Below are 22,782 nucleotides of genomic sequence, written 5' to 3'. Positions count from 1 at the left end.
GCACCTCCCATGAATTGCGAAGGATTAGACCCAACCGCGGTCGTGGCACGCCTGGGCGACCCGGCCAATCGCAATGGCGTAAGCGGCATCGCGCATATAGAGGTTCTGCCGGTGCGCCAAATCCGATACCGCGTAATACGCTGCCGTCATCTTCACATCAAGTTTCCCAAGGACCTCGTCCTTCTCCCAGAAGTAATTCATATTGCTCTGAACCTGCTCGAAATAGCTGCAGGTTACGCCGCCGGCATTCGCGAGGAAGTCCGGGATGAGCCAAATCCCACGTTCCTGGATAACTATGTCGGCTTCGGGCGTGGTCGGGCCGTTCGCGCCCTCGACGATGATTTTTACCTTCTGGCTGATCCTGCCGACATTCTCTCCGGTGATCTGGTTTTCCAAGGCGGCGGGAATGAGCACATCGACATCCTGTTCAATCCACGCCTCTCCGGGGAGGAGTTCATATCCCAGTTCCTTGGCCTTTTCCTTATTAATGCCGCCGAACTTGTCGGTGATCTTCAGCAACTCTTGAAGATCGATTCCGGAGACCTTGCGATACGTATAAGAGCATTGATCGGCCTGGTCCCAGCAGGAAACTGAAATGACACGACCTCCGAGACGAACGTACAGTTCGATGGCGTAGCGGGAGACGTTACCGAATCCCTGCACGCTGGCACTGGTGTTTTCGACTTTCATCCCGAGTTCCTTCATCGCTTCACGAAGGAGAAACACGACTCCGTAGCCAGTCGCTTCCGTGCGTCCCTGCGATCCGCCCATCCCAACTGGTTTGCCGGTGATGAAGCCAGGAAAACGTCCGCCCTGTATTTTCTCGAATTCATCGAGCATCCAGAGCATGTGTTGAGAGTTGGTCATGACGTCGGGCGCCGGGACATCGATCGTCGGGCCAACATTGTTGACAACCTGCCGTACCCATCCGCGGCAAATCTGCTCCTGTTCGCGCATGCTGAGGTTATGCGGATCGCAGATTACGCCACCCTTCGCGCCGCCTAGCGGAATGTCGACGACCGCGCACTTCCACGTCATCCACGTCGAGAGGGCCCGGACTGTGTCGACCGTCTCCTGGGGATGAAACCGTATGCCACCCTTGGCTGGACCGCGTGCGTCGTTGTGCTGCACCCGGAAGGCACGGAAGACCTTCACCGTGCCATCGTCCATGCGAACAGGAATTGCAAAGTGGTACTCGCGCAGAGGGTAGCGCAAGAGGTCCCGCGTCGGTTGGTCGAGACCGAGATACTCGGCTACTTTATCAAACTGCGCCTGGGCAATTTCAAAGGAATTAAGGGCCTTGGTGGGCTTTGCCGGGTTAGCCTTCGCATTGGGGGCTACCCTCTCGGCCACAATACTTGACATGAGAATCTCCTTGAAGCGTAAGAATCCCTGAACGAGACACCTCGCTCTATTCAACTGTCCCACTCCGAAATATCGTGCACTGTGATGGATGCCACTGAGGTGGGTGACGTGCTACCAATGCCGGCGGCATTCCAAGAACTCGCATGAAGATTGCCGGTGGTCAGTTGTCTTCGCTCTATTCCTAAACCCAACAAAACAACCGCCGAAAATAGCGGCTTGGCCAAACACCGGGTCGTGAAACACTCCCCGGAGTGGTGCGATCATAATCAGCGTGGGGGAAGATTCCGAAACAACACAGTGCCCACGCTCATTTCAAGTTCATGCGCGCAAGCAACGCCTCGTACCGCGGATGTCCTCGAAGTGATCGTCCCCAAAGCACCTCGAACGATTTCAACCAGATTAGCGAAGCATCGCGCACTTCATATGCTCTCTCTAATAGGTGAAACGCTCGCTCCATTTGTCCCAGCCCCGCTAGAATGAACCCGAGCAGATTGGGTGCGATGTATCGATCAGCACTAAGGAGTTCCAATTCCCGCAAAACTTCCAGGGCATCGCTGCGACGCCCTGCCCGTGCGTACACATTTCCCAGTACCCCCTTTGGAAAGGGTTCGGGCGCCAGTCTCACCGCTGTCTCTGCCTCTATTACTGCTTCGTCGAACCGGTTTTCCATTACTAATGCCAGTGCGAGCACCTCACGAGCAAACCAATAGTTAGGGTCCATGAGCAACGTCTGGCGTAGTTGCTCAACTGCGGCAGTTGCACGGCCCGCCAGGACCAGCGTCCAGCCCAATAATACGTTAGAGAGCAACGATAACGGGTCCAGTTCGCAGGAACGCTTCCACGCAGCAATTGCTCTTTCCTGGGATCCGAGCGCCTCGTACACCGTCCCGAGCCCGTCATAACCCATCGCATAGTTGGGACTAAGCGAAAGTGCATGCTGAAAGGCGGCCTCCGCACCTTGCCAATCCCACTCGTAGTACACCTTTATCCAGCCGCTTAGAAAATGTGCCTCAGGCAAATCCGGATCGAGTTCAAGTGCCTTTTGCACGGCAGGTTGCATGATCTTGTTGGCTTCCGCCGGAGCGATGGCCTCTGCTACGGGGCTCGCTAGAAGCGCAATAGCGTCCGCCAGGCCGGTGTAGGCGAGGGCGTACGTGGAATCCGTTGCAATTGCCTCTTGCATGTACGCGATCGCCATCCGCAAACCGTTCTCTGACGTACGCGCATGGCAAAAACGACCCTTTAAGTAGGCTTCGTGTGCCTCCGGGTTGACGCTTCGTGAACGTGTTAGTTGGGCCCGTTCCTTATCTGTAAGCGTCACCTGAATTTCAGCGGCAATTGCGCGGGCGACTTCGTCCTGCAGTGTCAAAACATCACGAAGACATCGATCATAGCTGCGTGCCCAGAGATGTTGGTCGGTAGCTGCGTGAATCAGTTGGACTGAAATGCGCACTCGCTCGCGATCTCGCATCACAGAGCCCTCTACTACTCCCTCAACTTTCAGTGCCGCTGCGACTTCCGGTAACGAAAGCGCCGTGTCCTTATATTTCATTGCTGTTGTGCGCGAGATCACGCGCAACGCCCCAATCTGTGCTAACCGTGTAATGAGGGCTTCAGTCGTACCATCCGCAAAGTACTGCTGCTCAGGATCACCAGTAAGATTGGCGAGCGGTAATACCGCCAGAGAGCGGATGTTTGTTACCGCTGGACGAACGTCAAGCGCGAGACGATAGCCGCGGCGCGGGACAGTCTGGATGACCTGTTCGTCGCGGAAGATGTGCCTGAGCTGCCAAATGGCGTGAGTTAGAACGTGCTCGGTAATAAAGGTTTCCGGCCACACTTCTTGCAGAAGTTGTTGCTTGGAAACAGTGGTACCTGCATGCCGCGCCAGACACACCAGCACCAGCATGGTCTTGGGCTCGAGATGGAAATGGTTATCGCCGCGCGAGAGCAGTCCCAGGCTCGGCTGGATCAACCACTCGCCGATGACGAATTCGCCGTCCACAAATGCGGCGGCCGGTACTTCCGCCGGGGATTGCATCGCAGGCTCCTGTGAGCCGGGACAGCACGCCCATTGTACTGCCGCCTTGCTTGGTTGCGTCCCCCGAATCCACACCAAACACTCAGATTCTCCTCAGGACTCCAGCACGGCTCTGTTGTACAAGTCTCTTGAATACCGTCGTAACCCGCATTGGGTAGGAATATCCGCCAAAGGAGGTCATTATGCGGAGCCTTGCTATAAGTCTGCTTGAATTCCTCGTTATGGTTGCGGTTTTGCCAGCCGCTGCGCAGGATTGCTCTCTCAACACCATCACCGGTACGTATGTTTTCCGCTACACCGGGGAAAGCTTCCTCGGTGGATTGCCGGCGCCTCCGAGCGCCGAACCGGGGCCGGGGACCATCCCGGTGCACTCAGCGGGTCTGTACGCCAGCGGTGTGATTGTTGGCGTGTTTACGATTCATCCGGACGCCAGTGTCGATTTCAAGTACTGGTCCACCATCGGATCCTGGAGTTCGATGCGGACCGGTGTGACCGCCAGCGGAAGAATTCTCGACATCGCGCCTGATCGCACGGAGGACGGTGTTGTACTGGGGTGCGCCGGGATCGTCGAATACCAACCTTTCGGCACGTCGCTGGTGCACAAAGATAAGTTCTTTGTTCTGGACAACGGCCGCGAAATAAGGAGCCTGCCTGTCGAGACCCCGGCTTTCCCAACAGTTGCTTCGCTCGGCGTAGCGCATCGCATTCACCGCAGCGGCGATACCGCCCCGCGGTGCAGCGCGAACTCAAGTCGCGGCTCGAATCTCCTCACGTGCCCTGGTCCGTTGTTCAGTCCGACTGGAGCCTTTCAGACTGTGGGTTCGGCGGCAGTGATTGATGTCCGTATCCTCGAAAACGGGATTATGACGGGAGCTCTCCACAACCGATCTGCGTCCCAGGTCACGTCGACGCCGCTCAAAGGGTATCGCGAGGTGAACGCCGATTGTACTGGGGAAGGTTGGTTTTCCGCGCCGCAATTCGCTCCTGGCGCCATCATTCGCTACATGTTCGTCCTGTATGACGAAGGCAAGCAGGGCTTTGCGCTTCCGCTGGAACTCTATTACGAGAACAGCAAGACAACGGTCGCGTACCCGCCTGTCTCGTGCGACATGACACGGGTGAGTGAATAGTGAACGGAAGAGCCGGCGCTCCTCTCCGTCAGGAAGGCAAAGGCGATATCGAATTTACCGAAGGTACCGGGTAAGGGTCGTCTTTGCACACGGCTAGGTACTACGCCCTCTCCGACTCGAGACTCTTCAATGTACCGAGTTGTACAAAACTTATCGATCGGTTAACAAGGCGAGGGCAGTCCGTGGATCCAACTGATCGACCTGCTGATTACAGCGGCTCGACCGGCGTGAGGGTGTAATGAAACAGGCTTCAAGACCACGGTGCTGATGACAATTGCCACCGTCGTATTGCGGAGATTGATTTATCCAAGGGTTGTGACCGGCATAGCGCAGCTAATTTTCCGGCCAAAGCAAATGGCCAAAAGGAGGTTAAATTCCAGCGTCCGGGTCCAGTTCAGGGCTGCCCTGCAATTCATACTCGGATTTGTCCAGGGCGTGGAGCAGCTGTCGAGTAGGGTCGAAGATCCAGTTCAGCAATAGTTGAATGAAAAGGAGTGCGGCAAAGCCGGTTGCCAAAAAGAAACCGTACTTCGGATCACCGAGGGAATCGCTGATTGCGCCCATCGCTAAAGGCCCAACAACCGCTGCAACACAAGTAAAAAACAGAATGACGCCTGAAACCGCACCGTGTTCCGACTTGCGAAAGCAACTGATGCCTTTGGAGTTGATCGTTGGATAGATTACCGACATGAATAGGCCGGAGAGCGGAAGGAGAAATACCGCCATCGACATTCCATGAACCATGCTCAACACAAAGCAGACGAGGATAGCGGCGCTGAACACGGTCGTAACCGCGGCCCAGTTCAGTTTTGCCAGCATCCACGAGCCAACAAATCTGCCTGCTGCACGAAGCATGAAGAAGATCGAAATGGCGTAAATCGCAATAAAGCTCGAGTCGTGCCGCGCTGCCAAAAACGTTGGCATCCATACATAGACAGCGCTTTCGACGGTGACGTACAGGAAGATAGCCCCCGAAAATCCGAGAGCGTAGGGATTCTTCATCATCGCCATTGTGTGCTTGAGTTTGACGGGCTCGCTGCTCGCTTTCGTTCGAGGGTACTTAACCAGCAAGGCTGTGATGATAAGGAGCACGCACAAGGTTCCGGCAATGACGTACAACCACTTCCACGATGTCCCGGCAGCCAGTAGCCGCGCCACAATCGCCGGTCCGATGATCGCGCCTACGGCAAAGAATCCTTCAACGGTATTCATCGTGGAAGTATGTTCGGTCGTCGATTTCGTGATGTCACCGATGAGGGCGAGTGCACCAGTTTTGAAGATGCCAATAGCAATTCCCGAAATCGCCAGCAAGACTACGAAAAAGAGGAAGGAATTGCCTACGGCAAAAAGATAAGAATTGAGCGCGAACAGCACCAAGCCCAGAATGATGCTGGTTTTGCGTCCTAATTTATCCGCAAGATAACCGAGGAAAAAGGCTGCGAATGCGATTCCCGACATGGCGGCGTAGTGGAACGCACCACCGACCGTCATGCTCAGATGAAACTCCTTGATGACCTCCGGGATGATTACGCCCACTGAATCGGTCGTCATGGCAAACATCATGAACATGAAGAATGTAAGCCAGCGAATTGCGGTCAGGTTTTGGCGAGCGGGCGCATTCATGGAGTGTCCTTTGCGGCAGTGGCGCGGACAGCCGTTGCTTCCCACAGACCGCGAGAATCTTGTCTGGCGGGATCGGTTGAATAGGTAACTGTGGCGCTGGGTTTAGCAAAATCTACGGCCAGTTTCGCCCAGTGATCATCCTTCGTCCACGTGATCATTAGAATCTCATCCGATGGCATCTGGATCTCCGCCTGGCCCGCGAATGACGGATGGGTATTCCGCAGCCGGATGAGATCAAACAGCTTTTCTACCACCGCTGTGTGCACCGCAGCCTGTATCTCAGCCTGGGTGTAGTAGTGACGGTTGATGTCGCGGCCAACCTGCGAGCGGGCAAGGAGTTCCATGTCATTGGTCGTAGCAAGAAGACCGACGTAATAAACTTGCGGAATTCCTGGGACAAAGAACTGCACTGCCCGAGCGAGGAGGTACTCATTCTCGCGGCGCCCGAGCGCGTCATAATATGTGCAATTCACCTGGTACAGATCCAGGTTGTTTGCCGCGGCCCCTGTCGCTTTGAGGCTCTCTCCGTTGCTTCGCGCGTGAATCGTCTCGACTAATGTATTGATTTCTTTCGGCGTCAGAAGTCCCGGCTCACCTTCGCTGCCGGCACCTACATCAATGACTCCGATCCCATCATGCGTATCGAGGACGGTGACGCAATTGTTGGGTCGCACTTGTAACCACTGTCCAAGTGCTCGCCCATTTCCGGTAAAGAGAGAGTGCAGAACAAGCGGCGGAAGCGCAAAATCGTAGATCCAGTCGACCTGACGCGCAATTTCGATCTGTTGCCGGTAGTAACTGTGAATCTCGACGAGAATCTCTATCCCGAGAGTACGGGCTCTCGACGCGAGATCCCCGATAAAGCGAAACGTCTCCGGTATCATGAAGCAGCTTGTCCCGGCCTTTTTGATCGCATACCCAACAGCATCAAGCCGGATGATGCGAATACCAGCAGACTGGAACCGGCGGAGAATGGCATCCAGGTAGCGCTCGCCTTCGGGGTGCTGCACGTCAATATCAATCTGCTGCGGAGTAAATGTCGTCCAGAGGAGGCGTTTTTCACCCGTTTGCAATGTCACGTTCGTAAATGGCAGGCCGGGTCGCGGGCGATAAATGTGCAGAAGGTCCGCTTCAGTTGCTCCCTTTGGGAAGATCCGATCATAGGTCAGGAACATTCCCGCGAACTGCGAGTCAGACCCATCACGCGAAAAATCTTTGAACTGGGGTGAAGCGTTCGAGATGTGATTGACGATGAGGTCGGCCATTAGTTCAACCTCTTCGCTTAATCGGCGTACGTGGTTCCAGTCGCCGAGTCTTGCGTCGACCTCGGTGTGATCGATGGGGTCGAATCCCGCGTCAGAACCATCAATGGGCGTGAAGAATGGGAGCAAATGTACACCCCCGAAAAGTTTCGCAAACGGCCCTTGCAGAAGCGACGTGAGGCCTTTGAGATTCTTCGCCAGCCGATCGACGTAGGTGATGAGTTGAACCTGGTTTTTCACGGCGAATCTCGTCCAATGACAATTCTATCCATTGCCGTTGTCGCGTTGGGCATCATCTTGGTGCGCGCGAGAACTAGGACACTCTCTGAGACATGTGCTTACACTGTCAAGCCTAATTGCATAAATATTGACTATTAAGTTGTATATGTTAATGTTCAGCGCGTAAGTGCAGTTTGGGCCCGGAAGCGCGGCTTTCTCCCCACGACGAAAAGAGGCCTCGATGGCAAATCACAAGTACCATCAAATATTCGAAAAACTCCAGGAAGACATTTCATCGGGTCGCTACAAACCGGGCAAACGCTTGCCCAGCGAAGCCGAATTGGTCCGGCGTTTTGGCGCATCGCGAATGACTGTGTTCCGCGCGATGCGGGAGTTGCAGTCGTTGGGATTGGTGACTCGGCGTGTGGGTTCGGGCACATTCGTTTCTTCTGCGGTAAACACGGGCAGCCATGTTTTCGGCCTGCTGATCCCTGAACTGGGCCAGACGGAGATCTTCGAGGCGATCTGTAAGGGCATGATGGAAGCGCAGGAGGCGATGCATCACTCTTTGCTCTGGGGTCATGCGGTCTCCCAGGAACAGGACAAGGAACGCGCTGCGGAGCAACTCTGTGAACACTACATCTCAAGCAAGGTTTCCGGCGTATTCTTTGCTCCCGTCGAATTCAGCACAAATAGGTTCCAGGCGAATCATCGCATCGTTGCCGCCTTTGACCGCGCCCGAATTCCCGTTGTTCTTCTTGACCGTTGTCTCGAGCCTTATCCTCACCGGAGCAAGTACGACCTCGTCGGAATCGATAACAGGCGTACGGGTTACATCGCTACTGAGTACCTAATCAAGGCGGGAGCGAAGCGCATAGCGTTTATCGCCCGGCCAAACTCAGCTCCCACCGTCGACGCTCGCATTGCGGGTTACCGGGAAGCTCTGTTTTTCCAACAGAAAAGGCAAGGGATGGACTTTGTCAATATTGGTGACGTGTCGGATGAGAAGTTCATAAGGTCGATTGTGAAGAAACAACGGCCGGACGCATTCGTGTGCGCTAACGATCTCACCGCCGGAAACCTGATGCATACCTTGATATCTCTCGGCTATCGCATACCCGAAGACGTCCGGATTGTTGGGATCGATGACGTGAAATATGCACGCCTTTTACCGGTGCCACTCACGACACTGCACCAGCCTTGCCGTGACATCGGAAGAGTCGCTTTGACCGTCATGTTGGACCGTATAGCCAACCCCGACTTGCCGCCGCGAGATGTCCTTCTCGGATGCGATGTGGTTGTCCGCAAGTCGTGTGGAACGGCTGCGAAAAGCGCAGGGGCTTAACTGGACTGCACCATGCTTGTAAGCGAAGACGCAGCCTTCAGGTGAGTGCCTCTACTTAAAAACATACTTTGCGAATCTCTCCTGGTATAGACAACTTTTATCTGGTTGTCTGCCAAATGCCTTGACAATAGTCAGTGAGAAAGCCTACAAGTTCACTCCAGTTGTGATCACGTGTTTCTACATGCTCGCGTGATCTCAATGGGGATTCGTCCCACTACCCTTAGGACGAAGTAGAAAACTCAATCGATTGGCAGAAGTTCATTTCGTTGTCTTCCACGCCCAAGGAGTGACAAATGTATAGAATGCTGGCCGATGTCCTTGCTGATGTTTCCAAGTCCCACCGCAATCGCTCATCGAACCAAGGCAAGTGCCTCCTTCCGGACGGTATTGACTCGAGGACGACGGACCGTCTGCTCGCCGCCTTGCTCGTTGTGAGCATGACTTTTGCCGCTCTTCTTATTCTGTCTGTCGGCGCCGCGGCGCAGGTCAGATTTGGAAGTGTGGTAGGACTAGTAGACGACACGAGCGGAGCCGTCATCTCCGGCGCAACCGTCAAACTGACTAATCTTGGCACGAACGAGACCCGCACGATGCAGACTAGCAGTGCTGGCACGTTCGCCTTTCCCAACCTAATCCCAGGAACCTACAAGGTTGAGGTCCAGATGTCGGGATTCAAGCAGTTCATTCAGGAAAAAGTCGAGGTTCAAATCGATGTTGCGACGCGCGTGAATGCGGCACTCCAGGTTGGCAATGTTAACGAGAGCGTTGTCGTCACCAGCGAAGCGCCACCGTTGCAGACCGACAGCGCTTCTCTGGGCACAGTCATTCCGCAACGGGAAATTCAGAGCATACCGTTAAGCGGAAGAAACGTGAACAACATGCTGACGCTGGTGCCCGGCGTTGTCGCCCAGGGCGGCACATACGGCAACGCGGCCTCCAACCAGGCGAACGGCGCCCGCACGAATGCCATCGGCTTTGGTAATTACGCGATTGGCGGTGGTTTTGGGAACCAGAGCTCGTTCTTTGTTGATGGCGTTTCATCCAATGCTGTCGCAGGCAATCTAAACGCGCTCATTCCGTCGCAGGACATTGTGCAGGAATTTCGTGTCGTCACCAACAATGTCAGCGCCGAGTACGGGAGCTACGCCGGAGGCGTGATCAACCTGACCACCAAGTCCGGTACGAACACATTTCATGGGACGGCCTACGAGTATCTGCGTAACAAGGTATTAAACGCGAATGATTACTTCACAAAGAAGGCAGGGCTGCCGCGACCCCCACTAGTCCAGAATCAGTATGGCGCTACGATTGGCGGTCCGCTGATCAAGGACAGGACGTTCTTTTTCTTCGGGTTTGAGCGTGAGCCGATCAGAAGCGCAACACAGGCACAATTTTATACTGTACCCACGGACGCCGAATTGGCCGGGGACTTCAGCGCGCCTGGTTTGCCTACAATCTACGATCCCACTACAGGCCAGCAATTTCAGTGCAACGGAGTGCTCAACGTCATATGTCCGGACCGCCTTGATCCGGCAGCAGTGAAAATCATGACGCTCAATTACCCGCGTGCAAAACTTGGAGGGTTGACGCGGAATTTTGTTGCTCAAACTAAGATCGGCGGCGAAAACGATCAGTACAACATTCGGGTGGACCATCGCTTCTCGAACAACAATAGCCTATTTGCCCGCTATACCTATTGGAAAGCCGACAGCAATCCCTATGATGCATGGGGTACCCAAACTCAAGGTCAAGGGCGCACAGGGATCTACACCCACGAGGCAGTCGTTGGAGATACACACTCATTTAATCCTTCGACGATTCTCGATCTTCGCTTGGCTTATCTGCGGGTCTTCCAGCACGAGTTCCCTGACAGCAGCGGTGTAGACCTTTCGCAGTTTGGAGGCGGGTGGGCGACTCTGGATACTCAACTCCTGGCACCGGCGAACTGGCCGTCCATGAACTTCGCAAGTGACGGTCAGGGCGTAAGTGCGAGTAATGGTATCGGGTCACAGCTCTTCTGGACCCAGAACGTATACATGCTGTCGGGAAATCTAACTAAGATCTTGGGCCGACATCAGATTAAATTCGGCGGCTCAGCCCGTCACGCGCAGATGCTGCAGGCTCCCGGCAATGGTGTACTCAGGTTGGATTTCAATACTGCGGCCACCTCGAACGGTGGAGTGGGCGGGAGTTCGCTCGCATCCGCGTTACTCGGAATTCCATTTGACACACAGCTCGCGCCCGGACTCCTCGGCGGGTCGCGAGTGTATTACAACGCCTACGGCTTTTTTGTGGAGGATACATTCCAGGCGACAAAAAAGCTGACGATCACGGCAGGCCTGCGGTGGGACCAGCCCGGCGCATTGGCCGAAGCAAACGGCAATGACACAGTGTTCTTGCCCAATAAGCCGAGTCCGCTGGGGACGATTTTCAATCCGGCGACTGGCACAAATCAGCAATTGATGGGCACCGTTGCTTTAGTCGGATCTCCGGATTGGCCCTCGAAACGAGAAGATTACTTGCATTGGAAGTTGTTTTCGCCCCGTCTTGGTGTGGCTTACCGAGTCACCGAAAAGACTGTATTGCGGGCCGGATACGGCATTTCTTATCCGCCTACGGTTCTCAGCCAAGACGGGCCTAACTTGTCGCCGGTCAATAATGCTCCGACGTTCTTTCCAGCTTCGACACCCGGTCTCTCTGTCTCGAATCCGTACCCGACGTCGGCGGGCGGCATCAGCCAACCATTACGCAGACAAGCAACGCCGGACAATTTTTACGGACAGGGTGTATTTGTGATGCGCGTTCCCGGACAGCCTATGGGATATGTGCAGCAGTGGAACGTAGCGTTCGAACGGCAGATCGGAAAGGATTCCTCTCTGACGGTCGCGTACGCGGGATCGAAAGGTACGCATCTTCTCATGCAGGGCTGGGCCACGGTCTCGAATATCGGACTGAACCAGCTGCCGGACCAGTACTTTTCGTTAGGTACGGGCACAGGTCCAGGCCAGCTAAATGAGGAACTGCCGAATCCATTCGCTGCGCTGCTGCCGAACTCGCAGACGTACCTCTCGGCTCCGACGATCACTCGTGGGCAGTTGTTGAGGCCATTCCCTCAGTACAATCGCGTGCTGGAACTCGACCCTCACCTCGGAAAGTCAAACTATAAATCACTGCAGACGTCGTTCATGAAGCGATTTGGCTCCGAAGGTATACTTAGTGTTGCATACACATGGTCAAGATTGATGTCGAACACCGATTCTTCCAGCGCGTTCCTGGACGAAGGATTCATTTTCGGCGGCTCGGCTCAGGACAACAACCATCCGGAGCGGGAATACTCAGTCAGTTCCTACGATGTGCCACACAATCTGTCCGTGGGTTATGGTGTCGATCTGCCTTTCGGCAAAGGCAAGCACTTCCTGGGCGACGCTCACGGAGCGCTTAACGCGATCGTGGGTGGTTGGCGGGTCAACGGCATTACCACGCTCCGCAGCGGTGTTCCCATTAGCATTTACCAGATATTCCTCGGATCAACTCTCAGCAACTTGGGAGGAGGCCAAGGCTACTTCGGGGCCCAAGGCTTGTGGATGCGCCCCGACCTGATCCCTGGATGCAATCTGCAAACATCAGGGTCGCGTCAAGAAAGGGCAGCCAACGGTTGGTTCAACACTGCTTGCTTCTCCCCCGTGAACACTGGAAGTGAAGTGAGATTCGGCAACGAGCCTCGAAACATCGACTCCGTTCGCATGGATGCCATGAAGAACTGGGATATCTCAATCGCAAAGCGCTTCAACATCACCGAACGCGCGGACCTGCAGTTCACGACGGAGTTCTTCAACGCGTTCAACCACGTACGGTTTGGCGCGCCCGACAACAACCTGTCGGATCCTCCCAACTTATTTGGGACGATTACCTCCCAGGCGAATACTCCACGTGCGATCCAGTTTGGATTGCGACTCAGCTTCTAAGAACCCCATTCCGGCACCGTCTTCTCCTAAGGCGGTGCCGTTAGCCGGCACCGTCCAGAGATGGACGGTGCCCACTTTCAAATCAGCACGACCGAGTCAAAACATTCAGAGGATCGTCGTAAATGTCGAAGCATCGTCTTGTTCTTCTCTCGTTGGGTTTATCTGCATTTTTTATCTTGTGCTCAATGAACGGCTTTGCTCAGGAGAAGCCCGCAAACAGTCCGCCAAAGGTGATCGTTGAGTCGGATGGTGCAGTCGAGGTGCCGGCTCAGACGGTGCCCATATCGCCGTTCCTCAGTCCCGAAGCAAAAGCTTATGTCACGCAGCATTTGAAGGACATGCAGAACCCGGAGATTCTGAAACAGGATGCCGGAGTACCGCGCTTCATGAAGCCTTACCTCGAGCGCGACTATGCTCTGTTCGCCGTGGACAAGAAGGACGAGAAAATCGGTGGGGTCCATGCCTACGTGTACACACCGAAAGGAGGCGTCTCCACCGCAAACAAGGACCGTGTTCTGATTAACCTTCACGGTGGAGGTTTTTCCGGTTGCTGGCCGGGTTGTGCTGAACTTGAATCGATACCCGTTTCCGCTTTGGGAAAGATCCGCGTGGTAACGGTCGATTATCGTGAAGGCCCCGATTACAAATTTCCGGCAGCCAGTGAAGACGTTGCGAGTGTCTACCGGGAACTCCTCAAGACGTACAAGCCGGAGAATATTGGAATTTATGGGTGCTCGGCCGGGGGCATACAGACCGCGATGTCCGTGGCGTGGTTCCAGACGCACTCACTGCCCAGACCTGGCGCCATTGGAATCTTCTGCGCATCCGCGGGTGGAATCTTCGGCGGAGACGCGATGTACACTGCAATGCCGCTGGGGGAGGCTCGGGTGATACCTCCCGGGCCACCGCCAAAGCGGCCCCCGTTGGGCTATTTCGACGGCACCGATCCGAAAGATCCGATGGTTGCACCAGTGGAGTCACCCCAAATTCTGGCGAAGTTTCCGCCCACGCTCATCATCACGGCCACGCGAGGTTTTGAACTGAGCGCCGCACTCTACACACACGAACAGCTTGTCAAAGCAGGAGTAGATACCGAACTGCACGTCTGGGAAGGACTTTTCCACGGGTTCTTCTACAACGTGGACGTACCTGAGTCCAGAGATGCCTTGAATGTGATCATCAAATTCTTTGATCGACATCTTGGCGGATCAATTCAGGCAGCGGAGGTTTCAACAGCCAGGAATTAAGGGGGCAGGCATTCCGGATGATCAGCGCACAGGGATTGCTCGATCGGATTCAGAAGAATGTGGGAGTTCCATGGCAGAGCCAGCGCTCCGATGGATTCTCCGACGGTATTCTGTTCGGGAATCCCGAAGCGACGGTAACCGGCATCGTGACCACATACGCGCCCTCCTTGCAGGTCCTGAAGCGAGCTGTCGATTCGGGCAAGAACACGATCGTCTGCCGCGAGGCTCCGTTCTACAGTCGTGGCGAGCGCGCACCTTTGTTCTGGAGGAACGGTCCTGCACCTCCTAAGCAGTTGACCGACAACGATGCAGTCTGTGTCGCGAAGAGGGAGTTCATAGCGCAGAACAACCTCGTAATTATCCGCTTCTTTGATAACTGGGATGCGCGGCCCTCGGACGGACAACTGAGAGGCCTTACACGTGCACTCGGATGGGATCAGTTTCACACCGCTGGGAGGAGCGGCACGGAGCCATACGAACCTGAGAATGTCTATTTCCAACTGCCTGCGACCTCGTTGAATGGCCTAGCGCAGGAAGTCCAGAACAAGCTGAAAATCAAGGCGGTTCGCGTCATTGGTGCTGCCAACTCCATCGTTCGCAAGGTGGCACTAACCCACGGTCTCTTGCTGGTCGCTGACGCCGAACGCATCCTCACCGAACCGAGCGTGGATGCCGTGATCGCGGGAGATGCTGTTGAGTGGGAAGCGGCTCCGTATTTCCAGGACCTCGTAACAGCCCAGAAAACAAAAGGCCTGCTTCTGATTGGCGACGAGGCGTCGGAAGATCCCGGCAGTGGCGAAGTCGCGACGTGGTTAAAGACCTTTGTTTCGGAAGTTCCGATCGAATGGATCCCCGCCGGTGAGCCGTTCTGGACATTGACTTAGGGGTGAACCATGGATGAGAGGACCGTAACGCGGCGTCGTTTTTGCCAGGTTGCTGGCACCGGCTTGCTTTTGGCGCCCGCGTTGATGCAAGCGGAATGGTTACACTCGTCAGCGACGCTTACTGCTCGCGAAGTGGTGTCGCGTATTCACAAAAACGTGGGTGTGCCCTGGTTTACTCCGACGGCCGATGATTTCAAGGTCGGTGATCCGGATGCCCCAATTACCGGAATCACGACCACTTTCATGTCTACATTTGATCTGCTGGAGCGCTCGGTGAAGGCAGGGAACAACTTCGTAATCACTCATGAACCCACGTTCTGGAGCGCCGCGGATGTGGTCTCTGTCCTGAGAGACGACCCGCTCTATCATGAGAAGCTGGATTTCCTTTACAAGAACAAGCTTGTAGTTTGGCGGTTTCACGATCACTGGCATGCGCATCGTCCGGACGGAATCTTCCTGGGGTGGGACAAGGCGATGGGTTGGGAGAACTATGCCGTCAAAGGCGCGACCCCGTTCTCGCATGAGTACGTCATCCCTGAGACTACCTTCCGAGAGTTGGCCGAGGAGATGCGTCGAAGGTTGGGAACGCGCAGCATACGGCTTGTCGGCGATCCCAATTTGAGAGTCAGCCGCGTTGGCAATGCGGGCCATTACATTACGCAATGCATGGAAGTCCTCCCCAAAGTGGACGTCCTCCTTGTATTCGAATGCAGGGAGTGGGAAGCGGCCGAGTACGTTCGAGACGCGATCGCAGCGGGTGAGAAGAAAGCACTCATTCAGTTGCCACACGAGGCCGGCGAAGAAGCCGGAATGGAGGAGTGCGCTCGCTGGTTGAGAACATTTGTCAGCGAAGTGCCGATCAAGTTTATTGAATCGGGTGATCCGTTTTGGATCCCGGCGTGACGAACATCAATTTTCGTGAATAGGAGAACCAGTGAAGAGAACGAAATCCGTACCGGTACTCATTTGCAGTCTAATCCTCATTCTAAGCGCAGCGGCGCCGGCTCAGCGATCGAAGGCTGATGGCCATTGGGTGAGCGCCTGGAGTACCGCCGTACATACACCGCTACCATTTCCGGGACTTCCTCCGTCCCCAGTCTTTGATAATCAGACTGTTCGCATGGTGGTGCGCCCCACCATGGGTGGTGATCGCGTGCGAGTACGCTTGTCGAATCAATTCGGAAGTACGGGACTCACTATCGGTGCCGCCCACATTGCATTAGTAGCGCAGGGTCCAAAGATTGTGCCTGGTTCGGATCATGAACTGACCTTTAGCGGAAGAAAAACGGTGACGATTCCCCCAGGTGCACCGATCTTAAGTGACCCGGTCGAGCTAAAAGTCTCTCCATTCGCGGAAGTTGCCGTCAGTCTCTATTTTCCCGAGAAAACAAACTCTTCGACGGTGCATTTCTGGGCACAACACGAAACGTACATTTCGGGAACAGGCGATTTCACAGCAAAGCCCGAACTGCCAGATGCGACCACAACCACCTCATGGTACTTTCTGTCCGATCTTGAGGTATGGGCGCCAAAACGGAACGCGGCGATTGTAGCTTTTGGAGACTCCATTACGGATGGAGTTGGTGCCAAGCAAGGCGATTACACTGATTGGCCAGACACTCTGGCGAAACGCATGGGAGATGCCGAGAAGGGTGCCACGACTTTTGCCGTCCTTAACGAGGGCATCGGAGGGAATCGTGTATTGCATGATGGCGCCGGAGTCAGTGCGCTTGCGCGCTTCGACCGAGACGTACTGGCGCAACCTGGAGTTGTTGATCTCATTGTCCTTGAAGGCATCAACGACATCGGATGGCCAAACATAAAGCCACGTCCGTCCAAGGATGGCAGTACTCCTAAGGAGTTGCCGTTTGCTCACCAGGTGGTGAGCGCAGAAGACATAATCGCCGGATTACAGCAGATCATCGAACGCGCTCATCAACACGGAATCAGGGTATTCGGGGCCACGCTGACGCCGTTCGAGGGGGCCGATTACTACACGGCGGAAGGCGAAGCGACGCGCGAAGCGGTGAACCACTGGATCCGCACCAGTGGCGCCTTTGATGGAGTGTTCGACTTTGATGCCGCTGTGCGAGATCCGAGTCATCCGTCGCGCTTCCGTGAAGACTATCAATCCGGTGATCATCTCCACCCCAGCGCCGCAGGTTATAAGGCGATGGTCGGTGCAATCAATCTCTCGACGCTCACCACTACAAAACGCGCCCAAGTACGACGCGGTAGTTCCGGACATTAGAAAGCGGGGGTCGAAAAGAAAGAATGCGTAAACTCGGACAAACAATCGTACTGATCGCGCTTTTAATCGCCACATGCTGGGCACAGAGCCCTGGTTCACATCCGGCCTCGACGAACATTCCCGGCGCGCAGTTCCCACGCATCAACCCGGACCGGAGCGTGACCTTCCGAGTGCAGGCCGATCAAGCGCAGAAAGTACAATTACTGATGGAGTTGGGGCAATCCACCTATGACATGGTCAAAGGCGCCGATGGAATTTGGGAGGTAACAACCAAGCCTCTGCTGCCTGGGTTCCATTACTACGCGATCTCTGCGGATGGTTTTGCCTCCAATGATCCCGGAAGCAGGGTGTTCTTCGCCGCTAGGAAGGAAGTCAGCGGACTGGAGGTTCCGGGCCCCGAATCAGATTTCTTTGCGGTTAAGGATGTACCGCATGGTACGGTCCGCACGGAGTGGTACTTCTCTAAGACAACAGGACAGACCAGAAGAATCTTTGTGTATACGCCGCCGGGGTATGACAGCTCTAGTAGGCGCTATCCAGTTTTGTATCTGCAGCATGGATGGGGCGAAGACGAGGCAGGCTGGAGCGATCAGGGGCACGAAAACTTCATATTGGACAACCTGATCGCGGCGGGGAAAGCCAAGCCGATGATCATCGTCAATGAGAACGGTATGACGGATGTCCACTTTGAGCCGCCACCCCCGCCTCCACACGGGGCCGACAAGGCCGCACCGCCACCTCCACGAGCGGTGTCGCACTTCTTCATGGATGAACGTTACACAACGTTCGACAAGATTCTGACAAGCGATCTCATTCCATTCATCGATGCGCATTACCGGACGATACCTGACCGCACTCACAGGGCGTTGGCCGGACTCTCGATGGGGGGAGCTCAGGCCATGCGCGTGGGACTAAATCACCTCGATACGTTTGCGTATATCGGTGCCTTCAGTCCTGCCATTGCCATAACGGACACCAAGAAGGACTATGACGGCGTCTTGGCCGATCCGGCCAAAGTAAATCGACAGCTTCGGCTTCTGTGGCTTGGAATCGGGAGTGACGATTTTCTCTTCAACGCCGTCCATGAATCGCACGAGAATCTGGAGAAAGCTGGGATCAAACATGTCTGGGTTGTGAGTTCCGGGTCACATGTCTGGACGGTGTGGCGCAAGTACCTCGCCGACTTTGCGCCCAGGCTATTTCAGTGAGAGTTAGGTCTGAAGCCGGTGTTGGGGACGAACGGATGACAAAACCAGCGCTCATGGTCGGGTTGGGAGAAGTGCTATGGGACATATTGCCGTCGGGAAAAGTCCTGGGCGGTGCACCCGCGAATTTCGCTTACATGACCAATGTGCTGGGGGATCAGGGGATCGTTGCGAGCCGAGTTGGTGAAGATGATCTTGGCCGCGAGGCCCGCAAGGTCATGGAAGGACTTGGGCTCAACACTGCGCATCTTCAGAGCGACCCTGAACATAAAACCGGAACTGCCAGTGTGGTTATTGATCGTGACGGCCAGCCAACTTTTACCATCAGTGAGTTTGTCTCTTGGGATTTTCTGCAATGGACGCCAGAATGGGATGAACTCTCTGGAAAAGCCGATGTAATCTGCTTTGGTTCACTGGCCCAGCGAGCGCCAACGTCTGCTGCCACTATCGAGCGCTTCCTGCAGAATGCACCCGAAGACGCGCTACGCATATGCGACGTCAACCTGCGCCAGTCGTTCTACAACTTGGAACTACTGAGGAAATCATTCCGGCACGCCCACATCCTTAAGCTCAATGAACACGAGTTGTTTGAGGTCTCATCATTATTCACCTTGGGCGCGGGTAGCGACGAAACGCTTGCAAAACGGTTGCTGCGCGAGTGTGCTTTGCGGTTGGTTTGTGTAACCAGGGGCGCTCGCGGCAGTTTGCTAATCTCGGCCGACCAGACGGTGGCACATGCTGGTTTTCACGTGAAGGTTGCCGACTCTGTCGGTGCAGGTGACGCTTTTACCGCCTGTCTTGCTCATGAGTACCTGCGTGGTCGCAGTTTGGAGGAGATGAGTCAAGCTGCCAATCGATTCGCATCGTGGGTCGCGACGCAGACTGGCGCAACCCCGCCAATTAGCCCAACGCAGCTGCACAACATCTTGACAGGCGTCGAGATTCCTTCAGAAGCGGATCTTCTGGGCGGTACCGCGGCAAAGGCGACCGAACAGGAGGCGCCGTGAAACACCTCGCATCAGACTGGTCAAGACAGGGAGGCAGATGAGAAAGTGCTCGGTGGTTTTACTCACAACTGCTCTGGTCACCTGCTCTTTCGCACAACTGAAGCAACCGGTGCGTACGGAAAGCGGGCTTGTGAGCGGAGTTCCGGGAAAAGACGCAGCGATAACTGCATTCAAAGGGATACCGTATGCCGCACCGCCCGTCGGGAAATTGCGGTGGGCGGCACCCCGCCCTGCCAAGCATTGGCAAGGAGTGCGCAAGGCTGACCACTTCACAGAGGGCTGCCCGCAAAACTTTCCTAAATTGGGCACTCCGATGAATGAAGACTGTTTGTATTTGAACGTCTGGACACCGGCTAAGTCGAGCAGCGCGGCACTGCCCGTCATAGTCTGGATTCATGGCGGGGGACTAGTTGTTGGTGCTGCCCGCGAGCCTCTCTTCGACGGCGATGAACTAGCAAAAAAGGGAATTGTTGTCGTAACACTGGACTATCGCCTGGGCGTCCTTGGCTTCTTCGCTCACCCAGATCTTACGAAGGAGTCACCTCACCACGCTTCGGGTGATTACGGTTTTCTCGACGAACTGGCCGCCCTAAAGTGGATACACCACAACATCGCTGCTTTCGGTGGCGATCCCAACAAGGTCACGATATTCGGACAGTCCGCAGGAGCATTGTCGGTAAATGCGTTAGTGGCCAGTCCTCTTGCGAAAGGACTCTTCCGCGCAGGAATTAGTGAAAGCGGGGGAGTTGGAGCGGGATTCGGCCGTACCAAGATGCCGTCTCTGGAAGAGAGTGAAAAAGCTGGCATCGAGTTCGCGAAATCTATGGGTGCCGGTTCTCTGGACGCACTGAGGGCGATGCCAGCACAAAAGCTGTTACAAGACAGCCGGTTTCCCGAACCAAATGTCGACGGCTGGTTTTTTCCTGAGTCTATCGAGGCGATCTACAAGAGTGGCAAGCAGAACAAGTTGCCGATGCTTCTGGGGTCGAATTCCGACGAGGGGCAGCATTTCATTCGGTCAGTGCTATCTGCCAGTGACTTCGCGGAGCGTGCCCGAAAAGACTATGGAACCGATGCCGACAAGTTTCTAAAGCTATATCCGAGCGACTCCGACCAGTCTGCAAAGGTATCGCAGCAACATGAGTTCGCGGACGAAGCTGCGCTCACGGAGCGTAATTTGGCGGGGTATGTGGTTCGAGGTGGAGCAAAAGCCTATCTTTATTATTTCGCCTACTTAGATACGGGGGGATACAACAGTGAGCCGCCAAGTCTCGGACTCACCTTGGGAGCGGATCACGGTGCAGAACTTCCATACGTGTTCGGGCTACTGAGCCACTGGAACGCGACGGTTCCGGAGAACGACCTCAAACTACAAGGCATTGTCATGTCGTACTGGACGAACTTCGTCAAAACGCTCAATCCGAATGGCGCCGGGTTACCAGACTGGAAATCTTATAAGGAAAACGATGATGCAGTGATGATCCTCGATCAGAAGGTTGGGATGCAGACTCATCCGCGTGCCGCGCAACTCGATTTTCTGAACACCCATGTTGCGCAGTAGCAGGTGATTGCGCAACTACGCTCGTTCACCAAAAGAGAGGCGTTATGCATCTCCGCTTTCTTTGGGTTGCTGCTGGAACAGTTTTATGGTTGTCCACTTGCTCTTGGGCACAGCAGGCAAAATCATGCTCTGCCCTAAGACAATTCAAGAGTTCCGGCGTTGAGATCACGAAAGCTGTGCCGATAGCGGCAGGTTCCACCGAGCCCAATCCATGGGGCCAAGGTCACAGCGCAGCTCTTCCCGCATATTGCCGGGTGGATGGTGTAATCAATCGCCGAACCGGCGTTGGGGGTGAGGAGTTCGGGATCAATTTCGCTTTGGCGATGCCGGATACATGGAATGGCGACTTCCTCATGCAGGGTGGAGGCGGGGGAAATGGCGTTGTGCTGCCGCCGCTTGGGCTCGTCGCCGCTGGTAGTACGCCAGCACTCCTCCGGGGATTCGCTGTGGTCAGCACAGATACCGGTCACAAAAGCCACCGAGGCCCATTCGATTTTGACTTCATGCGGGACCAGCAGGCCTATCTGGATTTTGCATATCTTGCAAATGCCCAAGTGGCAGAGCTTGCGAAGCAACTAATCTCACAGCATTACGGCAGACCTGCTCGTTATTCTTATTTCGCGGGGTGTTCCACGGGCGGCCGTGAAGGAATGATTCTTTCGCAGCGCTATCCGAGGCTTTTCGACGGCATCATTTCTGGGGACCCTGCGATGCGCACCGGCTTCTCCAACTTGGCGATCGGAAAATGGATTCCCATTGCATTTAACCAGATCGCGCCAAAAGACAATGATGGAAAGCCCATCATTTCTCAGTCCATTACAGACGATGATCGGAAATTGGTCGTCGATGCGCTCCTGAAAAGGTGCGATGCCAAAGATGGCCTGGTCGACGGCATGATTTCCGATCCACTCGACTGCGATTTCGATCCGGCAGAACTGACGTGCAAGGGAGAGAACACAGAATCTTGCCTGAGCAGCGGAAAAGTTGCAGCGATCAAGAAGGCTATGGGTGGTCCAAAGACGTCTGAGGGCGTCCAGGTATATCCTGGGTTCCTGTACGACACTGGAATCACTGCCGTTGGTCCGATCCGTGGAATTCTCTCCCCGGGACCGGGAATCTTTGGACCAGCTACAACTGCGATGGCCGTCGACGTAGAGAAAGAAGCGCTGGCGGCTGGCCAGCCGCTCGTTGATTCGATGTCCACGAACCTAACGACTTTTGCTGCTCACGGTGGGAAACTCATCTTCTACCACGGCGACAGCGACCCATGGTTTTCGCCACTCGATACGTTCGGCTATTTCAGAGACATGACAGCGGCCAATGGCGGACTCGATGCAGTGTCGAAGTGGGGCCAGTTTTATTTCGTCCCAGGAATGTCCCATTGCGGCGGCGGCCCGGGATTGGATCAGTTTGATTTACTGAGTGCGATGGTGGACTGGGTAGAAAAAGGCGCAACGCCGAAATCAGTTGTGGCAACGGGCAAAGCCTTTCCTGGACGCAGTCGTCCCCTGTGCCCCTATCCTAAGCATGCACAATATAAGGGATTCGGTGATGTCCAGGATGCGAACAACTTCGAATGCCGTTGAGCGCCCTGACAGGTCGAAACACCTGTCCACCCGATCGGACTTGCAGCTCTTTCTCGCGAGACTTTCGTGCTGATCGAATCTGCCTTTTCCG

General features: G+C 55.1%; 15 protein-coding genes. 11 read left to right on the top strand and 4 right to left on the bottom strand.

Annotation, left to right across the window (positions count from 1 at the left end; translation table 11 throughout):
* Window positions 1-24: 24 nt before the first annotated feature.
* Window positions 25-1,365: a Glu/Leu/Phe/Val dehydrogenase gene (locus ROO76_04515; protein MDT8067410.1), complete on the bottom strand. Its 1,341-nt coding sequence runs from the start codon at window positions 1,363-1,365 to the stop codon at window positions 25-27.
* 307 nt (window positions 1,366-1,672) lie between these two features.
* Window positions 1,673-3,406 carry a winged helix-turn-helix domain-containing protein gene (locus ROO76_04510; GenBank protein MDT8067409.1) on the bottom strand — a complete coding sequence of 578 codons (1,734 nt, stop codon included), beginning with the start codon at window positions 3,404-3,406 and terminating at the stop codon, window positions 1,673-1,675.
* Between the two features lie 182 nt (window positions 3,407-3,588).
* Here ROO76_04510 and ROO76_04505 point away from each other — a divergent pair, with 182 nt between their 5' ends.
* Window positions 3,589-4,536 carry a hypothetical protein gene (locus tag ROO76_04505; protein MDT8067408.1) on the top strand — a complete coding sequence of 316 codons (948 nt, stop codon included), beginning with the start codon at window positions 3,589-3,591 and terminating at the stop codon, window positions 4,534-4,536.
* 369 nt (window positions 4,537-4,905) lie between these two features.
* On the opposite strand, the gene ROO76_04500 is transcribed toward ROO76_04505, so the two are convergent.
* Window positions 4,906-6,159, bottom strand: a complete 1,254-nt coding sequence (locus ROO76_04500; protein MDT8067407.1) for an MFS transporter — start codon at window positions 6,157-6,159, stop codon at window positions 4,906-4,908.
* Entirely contained in the window at window positions 6,156-7,661 is a 1,506-nt protein-coding gene (gene gtfA / locus ROO76_04495) for a sucrose phosphorylase (protein ID MDT8067406.1), read from the bottom strand. The genes ROO76_04500 and gtfA overlap by 4 nt, the downstream gene beginning before the upstream one ends.
* Window positions 7,662-7,881: 220 nt before the next feature.
* On the opposite strand from gtfA, the gene ROO76_04490 reads away from it, so the two are divergent.
* From ROO76_04490 to ROO76_04445, 10 genes are all read left to right on the top strand, one after another.
* Window positions 7,882-8,985 (top strand): GntR family transcriptional regulator, encoded by a 1,104-nt coding sequence (locus ROO76_04490; protein MDT8067405.1) that lies wholly within the window; start codon window positions 7,882-7,884, stop codon window positions 8,983-8,985.
* Between the two features lie 293 nt (window positions 8,986-9,278).
* Window positions 9,279-12,950 (top strand): carboxypeptidase regulatory-like domain-containing protein, encoded by a 3,672-nt coding sequence (locus tag ROO76_04485; GenBank protein ID MDT8067404.1) that lies wholly within the window; start codon window positions 9,279-9,281, stop codon window positions 12,948-12,950.
* A gap of 122 nt (window positions 12,951-13,072) precedes the next feature.
* The gene (locus ROO76_04480) at window positions 13,073-14,197 is read left to right on the top strand and encodes an alpha/beta hydrolase fold domain-containing protein (protein ID MDT8067403.1); all 1,125 of its coding nucleotides are present in this window, start codon (window positions 13,073-13,075) and stop codon (window positions 14,195-14,197) included.
* A 17-nt stretch (window positions 14,198-14,214) separates the two neighbouring features.
* Window positions 14,215-15,081 (top strand): Nif3-like dinuclear metal center hexameric protein, encoded by an 867-nt coding sequence (locus tag ROO76_04475; GenBank protein ID MDT8067402.1) that lies wholly within the window; start codon window positions 14,215-14,217, stop codon window positions 15,079-15,081.
* Window positions 15,082-15,090: 9 nt separating this feature from the next.
* Window positions 15,091-15,984: a Nif3-like dinuclear metal center hexameric protein gene (locus ROO76_04470; protein MDT8067401.1), complete on the top strand. Its 894-nt coding sequence runs from the start codon at window positions 15,091-15,093 to the stop codon at window positions 15,982-15,984.
* Between the two features lie 262 nt (window positions 15,985-16,246).
* Window positions 16,247-17,332 (top strand): SGNH/GDSL hydrolase family protein, encoded by a 1,086-nt coding sequence (locus ROO76_04465; protein ID MDT8067400.1) that lies wholly within the window; start codon window positions 16,247-16,249, stop codon window positions 17,330-17,332.
* A 23-nt stretch (window positions 17,333-17,355) separates the two neighbouring features.
* On the top strand, window positions 17,356-18,540 hold the full coding sequence (locus tag ROO76_04460) for an alpha/beta hydrolase-fold protein (protein MDT8067399.1): 1,185 nt from the start codon (window positions 17,356-17,358) through the stop codon (window positions 18,538-18,540).
* 35 nt (window positions 18,541-18,575) lie between these two features.
* Window positions 18,576-19,544, top strand: a complete 969-nt coding sequence (locus ROO76_04455) for a carbohydrate kinase (protein MDT8067398.1) — start codon at window positions 18,576-18,578, stop codon at window positions 19,542-19,544.
* A gap of 37 nt (window positions 19,545-19,581) precedes the next feature.
* Window positions 19,582-21,105, top strand: coding sequence for a carboxylesterase family protein (locus tag ROO76_04450; protein MDT8067397.1), 1,524 nt, complete (start codon window positions 19,582-19,584; stop codon window positions 21,103-21,105).
* Between the two features lie 176 nt (window positions 21,106-21,281).
* A complete protein-coding gene (locus ROO76_04445) occupies window positions 21,282-22,691 on the top strand; it encodes a tannase/feruloyl esterase family alpha/beta hydrolase (protein MDT8067396.1) in 1,410 nt (469 codons plus the stop codon).
* Window positions 22,692-22,782: the final 91 nt, after the last annotated feature.

Source organism: Terriglobia bacterium (assembly GCA_032252755.1).
Taxonomy (GTDB): Bacteria; Acidobacteriota; Terriglobia; order Terriglobales; family Acidobacteriaceae; genus JAVUPY01.
Note: the sequence above shows the minus strand (reverse complement) of the source record. Positions and strands in the feature narration are given on the sequence as shown.